The sequence below is a fragment of the Sphingobium sp. TomTYG74 genome (assembly GCF_055393875.1).
Window position 1 is genome coordinate 1,454,775 of sequence record NZ_AP027341.1, and the last position, 16,659, is coordinate 1,471,433.

The 16,659-nt window shown below is 60.8% G+C and carries 15 protein-coding genes, 1 tRNA gene and 3 pseudogenes; 14 read left to right on the forward strand and 5 right to left on the reverse strand.

Features of this window, described 5'->3' with window-relative positions; all coding sequences use genetic code 11:
• Positions 1 to 39: 39 nt before the first annotated feature.
• Positions 40 to 933 carry an N-formylglutamate amidohydrolase gene (locus ACZ5TB_RS07360; RefSeq protein WP_464777885.1) on the reverse strand — a complete coding sequence of 298 codons (894 nt, stop codon included), beginning with the start codon at positions 931 to 933 and terminating at the stop codon, positions 40 to 42.
• 147 nt (positions 934 to 1,080) lie between these two features.
• Between ACZ5TB_RS07360 and cpdR the strand changes: the two genes are divergently transcribed.
• On the forward strand, positions 1,081 to 1,458 hold the full coding sequence (gene cpdR / locus ACZ5TB_RS07365; RefSeq protein WP_449473629.1) for a cell cycle two-component system response regulator CpdR: 378 nt from the start codon (positions 1,081 to 1,083) through the stop codon (positions 1,456 to 1,458).
• A 7-nt stretch (positions 1,459 to 1,465) separates the two neighbouring features.
• Here the strand turns inward: cpdR and ACZ5TB_RS07370 are convergent, their stop codons facing one another.
• Positions 1,466 to 2,800: a dicarboxylate/amino acid:cation symporter gene (locus ACZ5TB_RS07370; protein WP_464777886.1), complete on the reverse strand. Its 1,335-nt coding sequence runs from the start codon at positions 2,798 to 2,800 to the stop codon at positions 1,466 to 1,468.
• Positions 2,801 to 2,927: 127 nt separating this feature from the next.
• Here ACZ5TB_RS07370 and ACZ5TB_RS07375 point away from each other — a divergent pair.
• The 4 genes and pseudogenes from ACZ5TB_RS07375 (at position 2,928) to ACZ5TB_RS07390 (ending at position 5,300) form a co-directional block, all read left to right on the forward strand.
• Positions 2,928 to 3,002: transfer RNA gene (locus ACZ5TB_RS07375), tRNA-Val, on the forward strand.
• Positions 3,003 to 3,547: 545 nt separating this feature from the next.
• Entirely contained in the window at positions 3,548 to 4,585 is a 1,038-nt protein-coding gene (locus tag ACZ5TB_RS07380; RefSeq protein ID WP_464790710.1) for a tyrosine-type recombinase/integrase, read from the forward strand.
• A 109-nt stretch (positions 4,586 to 4,694) separates the two neighbouring features.
• Entirely contained in the window at positions 4,695 to 4,916 is a 222-nt protein-coding gene (locus tag ACZ5TB_RS07385) for an AbrB/MazE/SpoVT family DNA-binding domain-containing protein (protein ID WP_464790711.1), read from the forward strand.
• A gap of 4 nt (positions 4,917 to 4,920) precedes the next feature.
• A pseudogene (locus tag ACZ5TB_RS07390) lies at positions 4,921 to 5,300 on the forward strand (type II toxin-antitoxin system death-on-curing family toxin).
• Between the two features lie 80 nt (positions 5,301 to 5,380).
• Here the strand turns inward: ACZ5TB_RS07390 and ACZ5TB_RS07395 are convergent.
• Positions 5,381 to 5,482, reverse strand: a pseudogene (locus ACZ5TB_RS07395) (transposase); the annotation flags it as partial.
• Between the two features lie 365 nt (positions 5,483 to 5,847).
• Between ACZ5TB_RS07395 and ACZ5TB_RS07400 the strand changes: the two are divergent.
• The 9 genes from ACZ5TB_RS07400 to ACZ5TB_RS07440 all read left to right on the forward strand — a co-directional run bounded on the left by ACZ5TB_RS07400 (position 5,848) and on the right by ACZ5TB_RS07440 (position 14,344).
• Positions 5,848 to 6,312 carry a (2Fe-2S)-binding protein gene (locus ACZ5TB_RS07400; protein WP_464790712.1) on the forward strand — a complete coding sequence of 155 codons (465 nt, stop codon included), beginning with the start codon at positions 5,848 to 5,850 and terminating at the stop codon, positions 6,310 to 6,312.
• A 49-nt stretch (positions 6,313 to 6,361) separates the two neighbouring features.
• Positions 6,362 to 8,428 (forward strand): xanthine dehydrogenase family protein molybdopterin-binding subunit, encoded by a 2,067-nt coding sequence (locus tag ACZ5TB_RS07405; protein ID WP_464790713.1) that lies wholly within the window; start codon positions 6,362 to 6,364, stop codon positions 8,426 to 8,428.
• A 65-nt stretch (positions 8,429 to 8,493) separates the two neighbouring features.
• Positions 8,494 to 8,829 (forward strand): c-type cytochrome, encoded by a 336-nt coding sequence (locus ACZ5TB_RS07410; protein ID WP_464790714.1) that lies wholly within the window; start codon positions 8,494 to 8,496, stop codon positions 8,827 to 8,829.
• 226 nt (positions 8,830 to 9,055) lie between these two features.
• Complete coding sequence (locus ACZ5TB_RS07415) at positions 9,056 to 10,024, forward strand: LysR substrate-binding domain-containing protein (RefSeq protein ID WP_464790715.1); 969 nt, start codon at positions 9,056 to 9,058, stop codon at positions 10,022 to 10,024.
• 164 nt (positions 10,025 to 10,188) lie between these two features.
• Positions 10,189 to 10,905: a substrate-binding periplasmic protein gene (locus ACZ5TB_RS07420; RefSeq protein ID WP_464790716.1), complete on the forward strand. Its 717-nt coding sequence runs from the start codon at positions 10,189 to 10,191 to the stop codon at positions 10,903 to 10,905.
• Between the two features lies 1 nt (position 10,906).
• On the forward strand, positions 10,907 to 11,560 hold the full coding sequence (locus ACZ5TB_RS07425; RefSeq protein ID WP_464790717.1) for an amino acid ABC transporter permease: 654 nt from the start codon (positions 10,907 to 10,909) through the stop codon (positions 11,558 to 11,560).
• On the forward strand, positions 11,557 to 12,282 hold the full coding sequence (locus tag ACZ5TB_RS07430) for an amino acid ABC transporter ATP-binding protein (protein ID WP_464790718.1): 726 nt from the start codon (positions 11,557 to 11,559) through the stop codon (positions 12,280 to 12,282). The genes ACZ5TB_RS07425 and ACZ5TB_RS07430 overlap by 4 nt, the downstream gene beginning before the upstream one ends.
• Before the next feature lie 281 nt (positions 12,283 to 12,563).
• Positions 12,564 to 12,929, forward strand: a complete 366-nt coding sequence (locus ACZ5TB_RS07435) for a cupin domain-containing protein (RefSeq protein ID WP_464790719.1) — start codon at positions 12,564 to 12,566, stop codon at positions 12,927 to 12,929.
• A complete protein-coding gene (locus tag ACZ5TB_RS07440; RefSeq protein WP_464790720.1) occupies positions 12,926 to 14,344 on the forward strand; it encodes an NAD(P)/FAD-dependent oxidoreductase in 1,419 nt (472 codons plus the stop codon). Before ACZ5TB_RS07435 ends, ACZ5TB_RS07440 begins: the two co-directional genes overlap by 4 nt.
• 19 nt (positions 14,345 to 14,363) lie before the next feature.
• Here ACZ5TB_RS07440 and ACZ5TB_RS07445 read toward each other — a convergent pair.
• Both ACZ5TB_RS07445 and ACZ5TB_RS07450 read right to left on the reverse strand, forming a co-directional pair.
• A pseudogene (locus ACZ5TB_RS07445) lies at positions 14,364 to 14,539 on the reverse strand (aldehyde dehydrogenase family protein); the annotation flags it as partial.
• Positions 14,540 to 14,648: 109 nt separating this feature from the next.
• A complete protein-coding gene (locus tag ACZ5TB_RS07450; protein ID WP_464790721.1) occupies positions 14,649 to 16,646 on the reverse strand; it encodes a flavin monoamine oxidase family protein in 1,998 nt (665 codons plus the stop codon).
• Between the last annotated feature and the right edge of the window lie 13 nt (positions 16,647 to 16,659).

Genomic DNA, 16,659 nt, shown 5'->3' on the forward strand with positions numbered 1-16,659 from the left:
CCGGGGTGCAGGCAGCGCCCCGGCCTTTTGCATATGCGGCTATTCCGCGGCGAGTGGATAGGCGGCGCGCGGCGCTTCGCTGGCCAGCGCGTCGATCAGGGATCTGATGGCCGTCTGAACCCTTGGCAGGCCGGGGCCGGGGTTGTCCAATGCGGCATCGAGATAAAGGCTGCGGTCGACCTCCACCTGCAAGGCGTAGAAGTCGTGGGCCGGATGCCCATGGCGTTCGATCATATGGTCGCCCGCATAGGGATGGTTCTGCGCCACCGTCAGCCCATGCCCCTCCAGCACATCGGCCGCCAGCGTCATGAGCCGCGCCGACGCAGCCCGGCCGAAGCGATCCCCCAGCACCACGCTGGGCGCAGGCTGTCCGGCAGCGGCAGCGGGGAGCGGCGGCATCGAATGGAGATCGATCAGCACGGCGTGGCCATGGACTTCGCGCGCCGCGCGCATCATCCGCGTCAATGCGTCATGGTAGGGCCGGTGGATCGTGTCGATCCGGCGACGGACTTCGTCCCATCCGATGGGCCGCTGCCACAGTTCATAGGCGCCCGGCAGGCGACGGGGTAGAAGGCCCAGGCCGCCACGCAGCTTTGCGCTGCTCTGAAGGGGGACGTCACGGGGCAGGCCCGTCACCATCGCGGGATCGATTTCCCGTTCATGGCGATTGAGGTCGATCATCGCGCGGGGCGTGCGCGCGACAAGCACATGATAGCCTCGCTCAATCAACGGATGGGCCAGCAGGTCGGCCCAGCGATCCTCCAGCCGTCGCAATATGTCCGGCGCGACTCTGGCGCTGCCCAGCAGAGCCGGAGCATATTCGCGCCCGGCATGGGGCACCGAAATAACCACCGGGGCGATCGGGCGGTCCGGTCCGTAGAGATCATGAGAGGCTGTGGATTGGGCCGGAGCGCGCGGTGCGGAATAACTCAAATCATCTCCTTCCACAGGGCGCGGCAAAAATGGTTACCCGGCTGGATATATATGCTGGTTGTCGCATATAATGGCATGCAGCGCCACCCGCGAGGGGTGCCGCACGAGATTGGCCGACACCGGCCAGAGACGAGATTGATCCAAGCGATGGTTCGAATTTTGCTGGCCGAGGATGATGACAGCATGCGCGTCTATCTCGCCCGCGCGCTGGAGCGGTCGGGATATGAGGTGGTGGCGGTCGCCACCGGCGCGCAGGCCGTGCCGCATATCGACGACGATCATTTCGACCTGCTGCTGACCGACATCGTCATGCCCGAGATGGACGGGATTGAGCTGGCCCAGCATGCGGCCACGGTTGCGCCTGACATGCGGATCATGTTCATCACCGGCTTTGCCGCCGTGACGTTGAAGGCTGGAAAAGCGGTGCCGCAGGCCAAGGTGCTGTCCAAGCCGTTCCACCTGCGCGACCTGGTGCTGGAGATCGACCGGCTTTTCGGCAGCACGAGCATGAGCGAGCTAAACTGAACGCCGCTTAGCCGGGGACGACTTCTTCCATATCGGGCGTCGGAGGCAATGGCCTGCCCGCCATGGCAGCCGCGAATCGATCGCGGTCGAGCCCCTTCTCCCACGCCGACACGACCACCGTCGCGACTGCATTGCCGATGAAGTTGGTGAGGCTGCGGCATTCGCTCATGAACCGATCGACGCCGAGGATCAGGGTCATGCCCGCGACCGGCACGGACGGGACGATCGAGAGCGTGGCGGCGAGCGTGATAAAGCCCGCGCCCGTGACGCCCGCCGCGCCCTTGCTCGACAGCATGGCGACCAGCAGCAGCAAGATCTGGTCGCCGATGCTCAAATGGACGTTGGTCGCTTGCGCTATGAACAGCGCCGCCAGCGTCATGTAGATGTTGGTGCCGTCGAGGTTGAAGCTGTACCCCGTCGGCACGACCAGCCCGACCACGGACTTGCGGCACCCTGCCCGCTCCATTTTCTCGATAAGGCTCGGCAGCGCGGCTTCCGATGAGGAGGTGCCGAGTACCAGCAGCAGTTCGGCCTTCAGATAGCGGATGAGGTGCAGGATGTTGAAGCCGACCAGTTTGGCGACAAGTCCCAGCACGACCAACACGAACAGCAATGAGGTGAGATAGAAGGTCGCGACCAGCTCCGCTAGGTTCGCAAGAGCGCCTACGCCATATTTGCCGATGGTGAACGCCATGGCGCCGAGTGCCCCAACGGGGGCGGCCTTCATGAGGATCGCCACCAGCCTGAAGATCGCGTGGCTGGCCGAATCCAGAACCTGCATCAGCGGGTCCGCCTTGTCACCGATCAGGGTCAGGGCGATGCCGAACAATATGGCCACGAACAGCACCTGAAGGATGTTGTGGCCATCCGCGACGGCCGAGATCAGCGTGGCGGGGATGATGTCCATGAGGAAGCCGATGAGCGACCGGTCATGCGCCTGCTGCTGATATTCCGCGACCTTGCCCGCGTCGAGCGTCGCCGGGTCGATGTTCAGCCCCGCGCCCGGATGCACGACATTGGCGACGATCAGGCCGACGATCAACGCAAGGGTGGAAAAGGTGAGGAAGTAAGCGAATGCCTTCGCCGCCACCCGCCCGATCGCGCCCAATTCCTTCATGCCCGCGATGCCCGTCACAATGGTAAGGAAGATGACCGGCGCGATGATCATCTTCACCAGCTTGATGAAGGCGTCGCCGAGGGGCTGGAGCGCAACGCCCGTTTGCGGGAAGAAATGGCCGATCAGTACCCCGATCGCGATGGCGGCGAGCACCTGCACGTAAAGCTGCCGGTAAAAGGGCAGCGGCGCGGCTGCTCCGTCCGCTGCGTTGTGGATGTCCTTCATGCGCCTCCGGCCCGCCGCTCTTTCGGCGCACAATATGGGCTGCGCGCACCCTGTCCAGAGAATTAGCTTTTAAGCGAATTTCGCGCTTGCACACCCCACCACCCCCCGCTATTGGCGCAACTCCCGTGGGCGTGTAGCTCAGTGGTAGAGCACTGTGTTGACATCGCAGGGGTCGCAAGTTCAATCCTTGCCACGCCCACCATCGAAAACCCCGTAAAACCAATGGTTTTGCGGGGTTTTTGTTTGCCTGACGGAGATGGGATCCGCTGCCGTGCCCAGGGCATTTTTGGGCAAATTTGGGGTGTATCCGCCCTCCTTTCGGCAAATTTTGGGCATGAAAATGGCGGGCGAACCCACCGAGATTCCGATTCGCTAGCGCTTCGCCGACATGGTCTCGCGAAGCCTCATAATGCGTCGTCGCGGACCCAAGGACGTGTCGTTACGGCAGTTGCCCAGAAGATGCATCTCTCGCCAGCAAAGGGATGCCGTGTCGCGGCAGAGCGGCCTATCTCACCAGCACCCAAAAGACGACACGCTGGCTCCGCCCCCCATAGAGCCCGCGATCCTCCGAAACAGACACAAGCCCTTCGGGTCTCGTAACATTCTATACCAGCCCGGCATGGCCACCGCCGGGCATGCACCGGAATGCGCCAGACCTTCACGAAACATGGCGTGCCCCACGTTCAGGAATGCGGATAAAGTCCGTGCGGCGGAGGCGCGAAACTACATGCGACTGGAAAACATCACATGCTCTCAATCCGTACCCGCGGGAAGAAAGGCATATATCATATGCGAGGCTCGGTATCGCTTGGCGACAAGCATATCGAGGTACAGGAGTTCAGCCTAAGGACAGCCGACCGCGACGCCGCAGCTCATCTGATGGCAGAACATGAAACGAAGCTGCGCCACCAACTCATGTTCGGCCCCGCTGCGCTCGTCGCTCAAGGAACTATCGCCGATGCCTTCAACAGCTATCTGTCAAAGGCCAAGCCTCCTTGCGCATCCGACATCTTGCGCATCGGCAAACTCAATGGTCTCATTGGCGACTTCAGCCTGCGCGAGCCGAAGCAGGCGTGGGAGCATTTTCGCCGGGCTTACCTGACCGGCCATGATCCGGGCGGTCAGGACCGCTATCGCTCGGTTTTCCAGGCAGCGATCAATGTCCATCACGATCTGCATGACCTTCCACCGCTCCGGATCAAGGCAATCCCGTTCAACAATGAGCGGGTGCGCTTCCTGAGCAAGGAGGATCGCGATCGGCTGATCGCGGCCTATTCACCGCACATCCAGCCAATCATCACCATGCTGGCTTTCCAGGGTCCGCGGATCCAGACGGCATTGCAGATTCCGTGGGGCGTCGATGGGGTCGATATGAAAGAGAGATCGATCCGGCTCAACCACAGCAAGAACGCTGTCATCAAATCGGTGCCGATGCATTCTCGCGTGTTCGATGTGCTTCGCCCGATCTGGGAAAAACGAGGACAGCCGACAAATGGCCATGTCTTCCTCAACCGGTTTGGCAAACCCTATTCGGACACGCGCAAGGCGAAGATCCCCGGTGGCAACCCGATCAAGAACCAGCATGCGACCGCCTGCACGCGCGCCGGGATCGAGGATTTCACCGTCCATGACTGGCGCCATCACTGGGCATCTCACTGCGTGATGGCGGGGATCGACCTTATCACCATCATGAATATGGGGGGATGGAAATCGCTGCGAATGGTTCAGCGCTATTCCAGCGTCAGCGTGGATCATATGCGGGATTCCATCAACAGGCTCAGCTGACCCCCTCACCCAGGAGGCACCATACTGGCGGACCGGGAAGCGCAATGCGTACGCACTCCTGATCCGCCGTCCCTTGATCACTAACGTCCATTTTCGTTATAACATGCGTATGAACGGCGCTCTTAAAATTGCCAAGATCGGAGTCAGCGCGGGTGTCACCCGGGATGTTCTGGCGCACCTCAATGTACAGGTGGGTGAGACGCTCTCGATGGTAACGACTCCCTGGGGCATCGAACTGAGGACTGGGGCACCAGAGTTCGAAGCTCAGATGGCCGCAGCCCGTGAAGTGATGCTTCGGCGCAAACGCGCGTTGCGCGAACTCGCCAAATAATCCCGTGCAATACTGGATTTGGGTCACGGTAGCGGTGGCCTTGGCAGCCCATGCTGAGCAGGTGACGGAGCATGGCGGAGATGACGGGATACGCGATCCGGCCTGCTTAATAATGCCATGGCCCGCCCAGTGATCCTGGCGAATTACGGCAAACCTGACGTCGCGGATTTAGCCGCAGCCTATGCTTTCGGCATCGCGCGAAACCATCCTTTTGTGGACGGTAATAAACGGACCGCAGCAGTGGTGAACGAAACATTCCTCATGCTTAACGGATACGAGTTGGCCGCGACGGATGCCGAATTGGTGGTGGCTTTTGTCGCCCTTGCTGGCGGCGAACTCTCAGAGGTAGAGATGGCTGACTGGTTCCGCCAGCATCTCCGTTAGTCTGGGTTCGGTGCAACTTGTCTTCGCCTCGTCTGCCACTAAGCGGTGACCGGACATCGCCCCTCGTGCCAACCACGAATCGAGAGACCGGCCTTCCGGCAAACCTCCTCAACCATCGTTCCATCCTCCGCCTGTTTGAGAATGAACGCCCTCTGCTGCTCGCTAAATCTCGACGTCTTCATACGCCAACTTCCTCGTCTGGCCTCTGCCAAACCTATCCGGGAATTTCTCACCAAAATTCGGACCAGTCTCCAGCGAGCAGGTAATCCTTTACCTGTGACGGTATGGAAGGCGCCGTTTGCGCGATGGCTTGCGTCATTATGCCCTGATCCCTTGCCGAGCGAAGGCCGTAGCTATGCGCAACATGGCCGGACGTATCCCTCCAACGGGATGCAGATACAGACTGGTAATCGGTAGACAGGATAGATCCGTTGATGGTGACATTCGCGCACCCTGGACGAAAGATTTGGCACCGTCACCAGGATTAGGGATATGCCAGTGTAATGCCGAACCAGCTGTCGCTGGTATCTTATTCGGAATGCGCCACATGGATCACAAAATCACCGTGAATGGCCGCAGCATGTCGGTCGAGGCGGACGAAGAGACCCCCTTGCTGTGGACCTTGCGGGAACAACTTGCGTTGCGAGGTACCAAATTTGGGTGCGGCCTGGGTCAGTGCGGCGCATGTACGGTGCTGGTCGATGGCAGCCCTAGCCGCTCATGCGTAACGCCAACAGCCTCCATCGGAGACGCGAGCATAGTCACGATCGAGGGCGCGGCTGCGGATGCCGTTGGACAGCGGGTACAGTTGGCTTGGGAAAAGCTGGCCGTCGTGCAATGCGGATATTGTCAGAGCGGCCAGATAATGGCTGCCATCGCACTGCTGAAGTCCACGCCCCGGCCGACGGACGCCGATATCGACGCAGCGATGACCAATCTATGCCGCTGCGGCACCTATCCCCGTATCCGGGCGGCGATCCATCTTGCAGCGAAGACCGATAATCATGGATGATGCATCTCGCCCCGCTTTTGGGCGTAGGCACTTTCTCGGTGCGAGTGTGATGGCCGGGGCGGCCCTGGTGATCCCGGTGCGATTACTGGCGAAGGTCCCAGAGACGCCGGGAGAAACCGGATTCGCACCCAATGCGTGGGTCGCGATCCTCGCCGACGGGTCGGTTGAGATCACGATGGCATATATTGAAATGGGCCAGGGTGCGCAGACCGGACTTGCGATGTTGGTGGCCGAGGAGTTGGACGTCGCCATGGACGCGGTACGCCTTCGGCAGGCTCCCGCAGACGAAGAACGCTACGGGCCGCAGATAACGGGCGGTTCCCAGTCGATCCGAAGCGGCTGGATCCCAATGCGGCGTGCCGGAGCGACGGCGCGAGCGATGCTGATCGCTGCAGCTGCCGCGCGGTGGACCGTAAAGCCGGAAAGCTGCTCGACCGCCAACGGGGTCGTGCGCCACGACGCAAGTGGCCGCAGCGTCAGCTATGCTGCCTTGATCCCTGATGCGGCGAAGCTGCCCGTGCCCAGCGACGTACCGCTGAAGAAACCCCCGCATTTCAAGCTGATCGGACGCACCACTCCTCGCGTGGAGGGTATCGCGAAAATTCGGGGCGAAGCCGTATTCGGCATCGACGCGGCCGTGCCAGGTGCACGCATCGCGACACTGATCCAGTCCCCGGTGTTCGGCGGCAAGCTTGTTCAGCTGGACGATGCGGCAGCCAAGGCGTCACCGGGCGTCAGCCAGATCGTGCGGCTGGACGATGCTGTTGCAGTCATCGCCGATACCATGCCGCACGCGCGGCAGGCGGCAGCTTTGCTGAAACCGCAATGGGACAATGGCCCGTCCGCGACAATCAATAGCGCCGCGATCCGGGCGTCGTTGCTCGCGGCGCTTGAGGCGCCCGGAGCCGTCGCCAGCAGCGTCGGAACACCGGGTGCGGTGCCGGGCCGACGGATAGCGGCGACCTATGAGCAGCCGTTTCTTGCCCATGCGCCGATGGAACCGATGAATTGTACCGTTCAGGTCACGAACGAACGATGTGACATCTGGACCGGCACGCAGGTGGCCACGACAGCGCGCGCGGCCGTCGCCAAGCAGCTTGGCCTGCCAGTCACCAGCGTGACGCTAAACGTGTATCTCATGGGTGGCGGATTTGGCCGTCGGCTTGAGATCGATGGCATCCTTCGAGCCGTGCAGATCGGCCGTCAGGTGGCAGGACCCGTCCAGGTCATCTGGTCACGGGAGGAAGATATGCAGCACGACATGTACCGGCCCGCTTATGCGGATCGGATCGAGGCGGTCCTCGACGATCACGGTAGGCCGGTCGACTGGATGCATCGCATCGCCGGTTCCTCGATCATAGCGCGCCTGTATCCACAGTTGTTCAAGGGCGTGGACAGCGACGCAGTGGAATGCGCCGCAAAGCCGCTTTACGATCTGCCCAACCTCAAGGTCGAGTTTCAGCGTGTCGAATCCGGAATTCCGACGTCCTGGTGGCGCGGCGTCGGCGCCACCCGCAGCCTGTTCGTCGTGGAGAGCTTCATCGACGAACTCGCATTTGCGGCGAAAGCAAACCCGATGACCTATCGCCGTGCCATGCTCAGCGACAAACGGGCACTGGCTGTTCTCGATCGGCTCGAAACCATGATGACGGCGGCAGCCCACAAAACCTCATCGGGCGCATGGGGGCTGTCGCTGTTCCATGCGTTCGGAAGCTATTGTGGACTGGCGGCCCATGTGTCGCAGGAGCAAGGTGGCATAAGGGTACGCAAGGTGCTGGCCGCGCTCGACTGCGGCAGGGTGATAAATCCCGACCTAGTCAAGGCACAGATCGAGGGCGGGTGCATCTTTGGCGCCGGGGCGGCGCTGTTCAGTGAGATCACTATTGCCGACGGCGCTGTCGAGCAGAGCAATTTCGCTGATTTTCCGATGATGACGATGGCGACGGCACCGCAAGTGGATGTCGAGATTCTGGCTAGCGAAGCCGATCCCGGCGGCGTGGGCGAGGTCGGGACCGCCGGCATCGCGTCGGCAGTCACCAACGCCATTTTCGCGTTGGGTGGCAAAAGAATCCGCCGTCTGCCGGTGTCGTCGACAATGCCGGTCTGGTCTGCATGAGCGTTCAACGAATGAGGTATATCAGGGTGATGCATAAGAAATTACTGGCGGTTATCGGAGTGACCATGATCATATCATCTGCGGGAGCGGCGGCTCAGCCTGCGGTCGCGGGCGCAGCAACGTTCAAGCAGCGGTGCATGATGTGTCATACGATCACACCCGGCGCTAAGGGCGCAGCGGGTCCTAACCTGAGCGGGGTCGGCAATAGAGCGGCTGCCAGTACCGCATTCGCCTATTCACCTGCGTTGAAGCAGTCAAAGGTGAAATGGACGGCCGAAAATCTCGACAAGTTCCTGACGGCGCCAAGCAAGATGGTGCCGGGCACGCGGATGTTCATCGGAATTCCAGACCCGAAGAAGCGTGCGGAGATCGTTGCCTATCTCCTGTCACTCAAGGAATGAAAGATTTGGCGCACTTGGGCGACCACGCCGGGAATGCCGTGGTCGTCGTCCTCCAGCGTCTGCCAGTATTCCACAAACGTAACTTCCTGGATTAGCTGCGTCTTCGCCTGACGCAGAAGCGCGTTGTCAAGCACGCTCCGCTACAGCATAACCGGTCACCCAAGTGGCTTCGCGATGTTGTTGTTATGCGATGGAGCAAGCTGCAACAGCTTCCGGGGGCTGGATTATGAACCAAAAGATCGACGCCGAGGCGTCGTTGCGCCTGGTGCGCACGCAGAAGGCATCTATCCCACCATTTGCAGCCCTCAGGGCGTTCGAGGCGGTCGGGGTCTGCGGAGGAATCAGGCGCGCGGCCGTTGCCTTGTCAGTCGATCATGCCGCCGTCAGCCGTCATTTGCAGGCGCTGGAACATTGGACCGGCATGACGCTGATAGAAAGGGTGGGCGGCGCTTACGGCACCTTGACGCCGCAGGGGCGGATTTATCATCAACGGATCAGCGCGGCGTTGGCGGAAGTGGCGCGTGCGACCCAGGATCTGATGCGCCGCGACGAGGATTCCCGCCTGCGCTTGTGGGTGGCGCCAGGACTTGCATCGGAATGGTTGACGGGCAAGATCGGTGAATTCATCAAACGGCATGCCCAGATAGAGCTGGAACTCCAACCTTCGGATCGTGCGCCGGATTTCGGCTCAAATGAAGCTGACGCATATCTGCATTATGTCGCGGACGGGGCTATCGGTCAGGTCTTGCCGTCACTTCGTTCGGTCGAAATCGCCAGACCGCCGATCCTGGCGGTCGCCAGCCCGCAATTTGTCGAGCTGACGGGCGTGGTCCGTACCCCGGCGGAGCTCGTCGGACAGACGCTGCTTCATGAGACAAGCCACGATCAATGGCGGAAATGGTTCGCGGCGCATGGTCTTGGCGATATCGGGCCGCTGGCCGGACCCAAATTCTTCCAGGGTCACCTGACCTTGTCGGCCGCCCGGCAGGGGCAGGGTATTGCATTGGCCAACGCATTGCTTGTCAGCAACGATATAGCCAGCGGTCGGCTCGTGTCAGTCGGGCAATTTCCCGAGGTGTTCCTCGGAAGCTATAATTTTACGGCGCGCCGGGATTGCTGGCGGGCAACTTCAATCGCCAGCTTCCGGCGCTGGCTGGAAAACGCCATTGCCGCAACCCGGAGCGGTGATTCCTAAACACCAGAGATCGGGATTTTATCATCTGGCGGCTTGCAACGTGCTTCTTACTCTTGGAGCCACAATGAGGGGCATGGTTGTGACTAACGCCGAGACGATTCTTGAACGACAATTTGTGTGAAGTTCCGATGGATCGGCGAAGGCTATTGACCTCGGCGCTTGGCATGACCGCCTTGAGCGCGTGTGGCGGGCGCATCCGGCAGCCCGGCGAAGTGATCATCGGCTCTTCGCCGACAGGCGTTCCGTTCAGCTTCGTTGATCCGGCCACGAACGCGCTGACAGGATCGATCGTCGAAATCGCGCAGGCCGTCACCGATAGCCTGTCGCTTCAAGCCGAAATGCGGATCACACCCTTTTCGGCGTTACTGCCCTCCCTTCTGGCCCACAAGATCGACCTCATCGCCGCAGCCATGCTCCGCACGCCCGAGCGTGAGAAGGTCGTAGCGTTCAGCGAACCGGTTTACGCCTATTCCGCCGCACTGGTCGTGCCTGCGGCCGACCGACGCATGTATCGCGACCTGCACGCCGTCCGGAACTTACGTGTCGGCGCGCAGGTCGGGACGCGTTTCGTCGACCAGTTGCGCGACGCCGGTGTGCAGAATGTCTCGACCTATGACGGCCTGTTCGACATCCTTCGCGATCTCGACAATGGCCGTATAGATGCCGGTTATGGCGATGCACCCATATTGCGCTATCAACTTCGGGTAGGCCCGAAGCGTGCGGTCAGGCTGGCGCCGGGCTTTCAGGCGCCTGCACGCGAAGAACTCTGCCTGATATTGCGCAAGGACGACCCCCTGCTCCACCGCGTGAATTTGGCGATCGAGCATATGAAGAATGGGCGATTTCTCGATATTGCGCGACGTTGGAAGCTGGAGGGTTGATTTGAGCGAGTTTCTTCCGGATGCCGTGCAGTTCATGCCGCTGTTGCTGCGTGGACTTGGGACGACAATCTTGCTGACGCTGTGCGCGTTGGGATTGAGCCTGATGCTGGGGATGATCTGGGCGTTGATGGCGCTTTCGCCGTCCAGACTGTTGCGCCTGATCAGCGTTACGATCGTCCAGACCGTGCGCGGCATTCCGATTATCGTTCAGCTGTTCTGCGTCTATTTCGTGCTTCCCGAATTCGGCATCGACCTGCCGCCTTTCATGGCGGGCGTGGTCGGGCTGGGCGTCGCCTATTCGGTGTATCAGGCCGAGAATTTTCGCGGAGGGTTCGCATCGGTCGATCCTCAATTGGTCGAGGCTGGATTGTCCCTGGGCATGAGCAATGGCCTTGCTTTTCGCCGCATCGTGTTTCCGCTGGGACTGCGTACGGCCCTCCCCTCCCTCGGCAACACTACGGTGATGTTGCTGAAGGATTCGTCGATCGCATCGACCATAACGATCGCGGAACTGACCAGGGCGGGCCAGCTTCTGGCCATATCCACGTTCAAGAATGAAACGGTCTATCTGTTGGTCGCCCTGCTGTATCTGGCTGCAAGCCTGCCCCTTGCGGCGCTGGTCCGCCTGTTCGAACGCCGGATGGCTCGCGCATGATCCGCCTCTCTCAGGTGACCAAGCATTTTGGTGCGAACCACGTTCTCCGGGACGTCAGTTTCACGATCCCACCGGGGCAAGTGGCTTGTCTCATCGGCCCTTCGGGGTCCGGAAAATCCACGGTGCTACGCTGCATCAACGGCCTGGAGCGTCATGACGGCGGCGAAATCGATGTTCTGGGACATCCGGTCACGGTAGCAAATTATCCCAGCATTCGCCGCCAGGTGGGAATGGTATTCCAGCGCTTCAATCTGCTGCCGCATCGAACCGTTCTGGAAAACATCATCGAGGGGCCGGTGCAGGTGCTCAAGGAAGAGCCGGGGCGAGCAAAAGACCATGCGATGGCCCTGCTCGAACAGGTCGGCCTGGCCGACCGGCATGGGGCTATGCCGAGGCAGCTTTCCGGGGGCCAGCAGCAGCGCGTCGGCATCGCACGGGCATTGGCGATGCGCCCGAAAGCCATATTGTTCGACGAGCCGACCTCCGCCCTCGACCCGGAGCGCGTGGGTGAAGTCCTTCAGGTCATGAAGTCGCTGGCGGAAAGCGGCATGACGATGATCGTCGTGACGCATGAAATTGCTTTTGCGCGGGAAGTTGCCGATCGCGCCATTTTCATGGCGGACGGGATCGTGGTGGAAGATGGCCCGGCGCGGCAGGTTCTGGAAAATCCGCAAGCGGCGCGAACCCGCCAATTTCTGGATCGGGTCATCAACCCTTTTTAGGTTTCGACCAGAACCCGATCGGAAGAAAACCCGCGCGACATCGTGTTTCGGGCATGCTGAACTCTTGGCTTCCTGATCCGGTCATATGATTTCCGTAATATTGGGTCCAACCCCTTTTGGGGAAAGTGGTGAACGGCGCCCATCCGGTTTGGATCAACAGATTTCGTGCTCATCGTGCCAGCATGGTGATTGGCACTCACCGGCATCGAAGCAATACACAACTGTCACGCGAGGGACGGAGGAGGCATCGTTCAGCGACATCAAAACACGGATATTGCCCAATGCCAGCTGTCTTGTTCGATCCGCAGACCCTTCTCGATACCGCAGGACCGCCGAAAGTCATTGCTCCCCGGCTGTCCGATACCGTTCTACGGGCTCGTTCGGCATCGATCACTTCCGGTTCCAATCCCTCGAACCGTTTTGGCATATGGGAGTGCAGCCCAGGCCGTTGGCGCCGGGAAGTGTGGCAGGCTGAATTCTGTCATTTTCTCAGCGGGCGCGCCACGTTCACACCAGACGACGGACCTCCACTGGAAATCGCCGCAGGAGACGTGGTCCATTTTTCCGCATCGACGCAGGGTGTCTGGGAAACGCATGATGTCTGCGTCAAGTTATTCATCGTCTATGACGAGGGCATCGGACAGTGACCAAGTCGCGTGCAGTTTCCAACGGCCCAGAAATCCAAACGATTGAGGGCGACTACTGGCTGTCCGCATCGGGCGATGATCTTAAAGTACGTCCCCCATTAGACGGTGATGCTCTGGTCGATGTTGCTATTCTAGGTGGCGGATTTTCGGGTCTGTGGACCGCCTTTTTTCTACTGACCGAGAATCCTGGCCTCCGGGTTGCAATCGTCGAAAAGCATTTCTGCGGCTATGGGGCATCGGGCCGCAACGGCGGCTGGTGCTCTCCGCGCTTTCCAGTGGATGCTGGCCCCCTTATCCGGCGCTATGGCATGGACCTGGCGCGTCAGACGATCCTTGCTCAACAACGCTGCGTCCAGGATTTCCCGGAACTTCTCGCCAAGGCTGATATCGATGCCGATTTTCGCCGAACCGGGCTGCTAAGCCTGGCGCGAAGCCCGGGACAGATGGCGTCGCTTGTCTCCACCTTCGAAACTTTCGCCAAGCTCGGACTTTCGACCGGCAGTCAGCTCCTCGGCCCCGATGAAACCTATGAAAAGGTTCATGTCACGAAATTGTCGGGCGCGTTGCGGTCAAGTCATGGGGCAAGCCTCCATCCCGGCAAGCTGGTGCGCGGGCTGGCGCGGGCGGTCGAGCGAATGGGGGCGGCAATCTTCGAACAGACGCACGCCTTGACTATCCGGGGTGGAGACGACGCGGCGATCGTCACGGAACGTGGCACCATTCGCGCCCGGCGTGCGGTCGTGACGGCAGGGGAGGCATATATGACGGATATGCCCCAATATCACCGTGACGTGCTGCCGATGTCGTCGATGATTGTGCTGACGGCACCGCTGACGACTGCGCAGTGGGACGCCATAGGCTGGGCCGAAGGCGAGTGTCTGAGTTCGCAGGTTCACACGAAAAATTACCTGACACGGACGCGCGATGGCCGGATACTCTATGGCAGCCGAGGTGCGCCGTATCGCTTCGCATCGAACATGGCGGAACGCGCGTTGCAGGACGAGGAAACCTTTGTATGGATGCGGTCTACCGTGAAGGAATGGTGGCCCGCCCTGCATGACATCTCGTTCACGCATTCGTGGGGCGGCTATCTCGGCATTCCACGCGACTGGATGCCCTCGGTCAATTTCGATCCCGTCAGCCGGATCGGGCGGCTATATGGCTATACGGGCCGCGGCGTCGCGACGAGTGCGATGTGCGCGCGCCTGCTGGCGGGACGGATCGGGGGATGGACCACAGGCCTGGAAGGCCTGCCGTTCCATCGACCGGAAGCGCCGCGCTGGGAACGGGAGCCGCTGCGGTGGGCAGGCGTTCGATATACGCAGAACGCACTGGAGCGGGTCGATGAAGCGGACGATCAGGGTCGTGCACCGCCGATCGATGCACGGCTCGCCGAATATCTGACCTCGCAATGATCGCGGGAAGGGGCGCCGATCATGCGGGCGCGATGATCCTGCAGACCATCTTTATGTTCAGAAATTCATCGCCCCCTAACGCGAAGCTTCGCGCCCCAGGCCGGATTCCTTTACGCCACCAAATGGCGCCATCTCTGCGGAGATAGGGCCGGTGTTCAACCCGATCACGCCATATTCCAGCGCCGGGGTGACCTGGTCCTTCGGTCGCCGTCACGAGTAAAGACCAGCTATCGCTTGTCTGACGACCCGGCGTGTACCCCAATTCGGTAGAGGACGCCCCGCCCTCTACCGCCCATGCCACTGATTAGATGCGTGTGCCCCATGGCCATTCATGAAGCGCTTGCATCACGTCCGTCACGATCTCGTTCACGGCGCGATTGGCCTGATCGAACGCAGCTTGCGTTAGGCATATGGCCCCCGCATCGGAATTGGCGATGGCAATTCGGCCGACACGTTTCCGGCCGACGACCCACGGCCGATCTTCGGGCGCCCAGTCCGGGTCGTATAGTGAATTGGCGCAGGCGGCGTAGCCGTGGGGATGACGGTTGACGGTGATTGAAACGATATCCCGATCAACGTCGAAACCGACCGGCCCGAACGCGGTACGGAACAGATCCCGCGTCGCCGCCTCGATCGTTTCGATATCCGTCGCCAACAGTTCCGCGCGCCCGGCGCGGAACTGGTCCTTCGCATTCAAACCCGGGCTGGTGGGAACCTTTGAAAGGTGAATTGGCATGGGATCCGAAGGAGTCTCGGCGGGTCGATATCCCCCGACCTTGGAGGGCCAATCCACACCGATCGTGTCCCACCAGAAGGTGTTGCCGGGACAGCTGACGGCACCGATGCCCAGCTTGGCCAGCATTTCCCAGTTGCGGACGACGGCTGTCCCGTACACCAACGGCATCCGCACCGCATTGTGCAGCGCCGCTTTCTGAGGCTCTGGTATTTCCGGAGCGATATAGGGGATGATCGCGTTGTAACAGGCCATGACGACGGCATCTGCACGCACCATTTGCGCCTTGCCGTTACGGATGTAACTAATCTCCACGCCCGTCGACTTTTCCGGGGTTCCGCTGTGCACCACGCGTCCGACGGTGCTGCTCAACCTTATCCGAATATCATGTTCCGGCCGGTCCAGCTGGCTGTAGTCGGTGCGGGTGAGCACGGAATCCTCTTGCGTGCTGCCAGGCAGAGTCGAGGGGATCAGCCACCTTACCAGCAATTTGGCCAGCCCATGATTTCCATCCGGGAAATGGATGTCGTCGCCGTCGCTATCCGGTATCCAGCTTTGCGACGCAGGTCGCTCGATCCCGAGCTTGGCGAAACCGGGCAACCCACGCTCGAATGCGTGCATGGCATTGATCGTATCAATACCGGCTGCCCCGTTGACGCCGCTGTGGATCTCCTTGATCATCATGGTGATGACTTCCGGGTTCACCTTCACATAGCGGGTGAGATAGTCCGCATAGCTCGTCTTTTGCAGCAAGGCGGCCTTTTCGGTCGCTGACATGCCCGCCAGATAATCCACCGGCCGCGTGTTCAAACGAAGCAAATCGTCCTTTGTGCGCTGGGACAGGGGAGCCTTGGCCAAAAATGCGGACCATGCCTTAGGGTTCGATCGATCTGCTCCTTCAGGAATATCGACCACCAGCTTATCGACGCCGAATGTGGCCTTGTCGAACAACACGGCCCGTTTAAGGTTGAATGCCGTATCGAGTCCGCGCCAGACGCTGCGAGGTCCCGCCGCCGCCCGAAAGCGTTTAATATCGACGCCCACATCGGCCAGCAATTGCCGCCCCTCAGCCGTGTATGCACGCGGGCTGAGGATGTACATTGTCCCACCATAACCGAGCACGGTACGCCCATCGACATCCGTCTCGTTACGGCGGGCATGGCCGCCAAAGTCGTCGTGATTGTCGAGGATCAGGATTTTCGCTTTGGGAACCTTCTTTTTCATGAAGTAGGCCGAAGCCAGCCCGCTCATCCCGGCGCCGACGACGACAAGGTCATAACGCTCGCCAATGTCGGGTGCTTCCTTGAGTGCCGAGCCATCCCGAATAGCATGGGCTGCTTCGAATGAACCCGGGTGGCTGCCGCGCATTCCGGTCAGCGTGGGCGGGTAATAAGTGCCCGGCGGCAGGGGAGGCGACGATTCGGTCGGCTCCGTCGCCGCCTGTGCGATCGTGCTGATCCCGGTGCCGCCCAGGATGGATGCTCCCCCAACAAGAAATCCGGCACCCCCGACCAACTGGCGGCGGGACAAGCCGGGCTCACGGCCGTTCTCATGTTGGTCGTCGTTCATGATCGCATCCTTG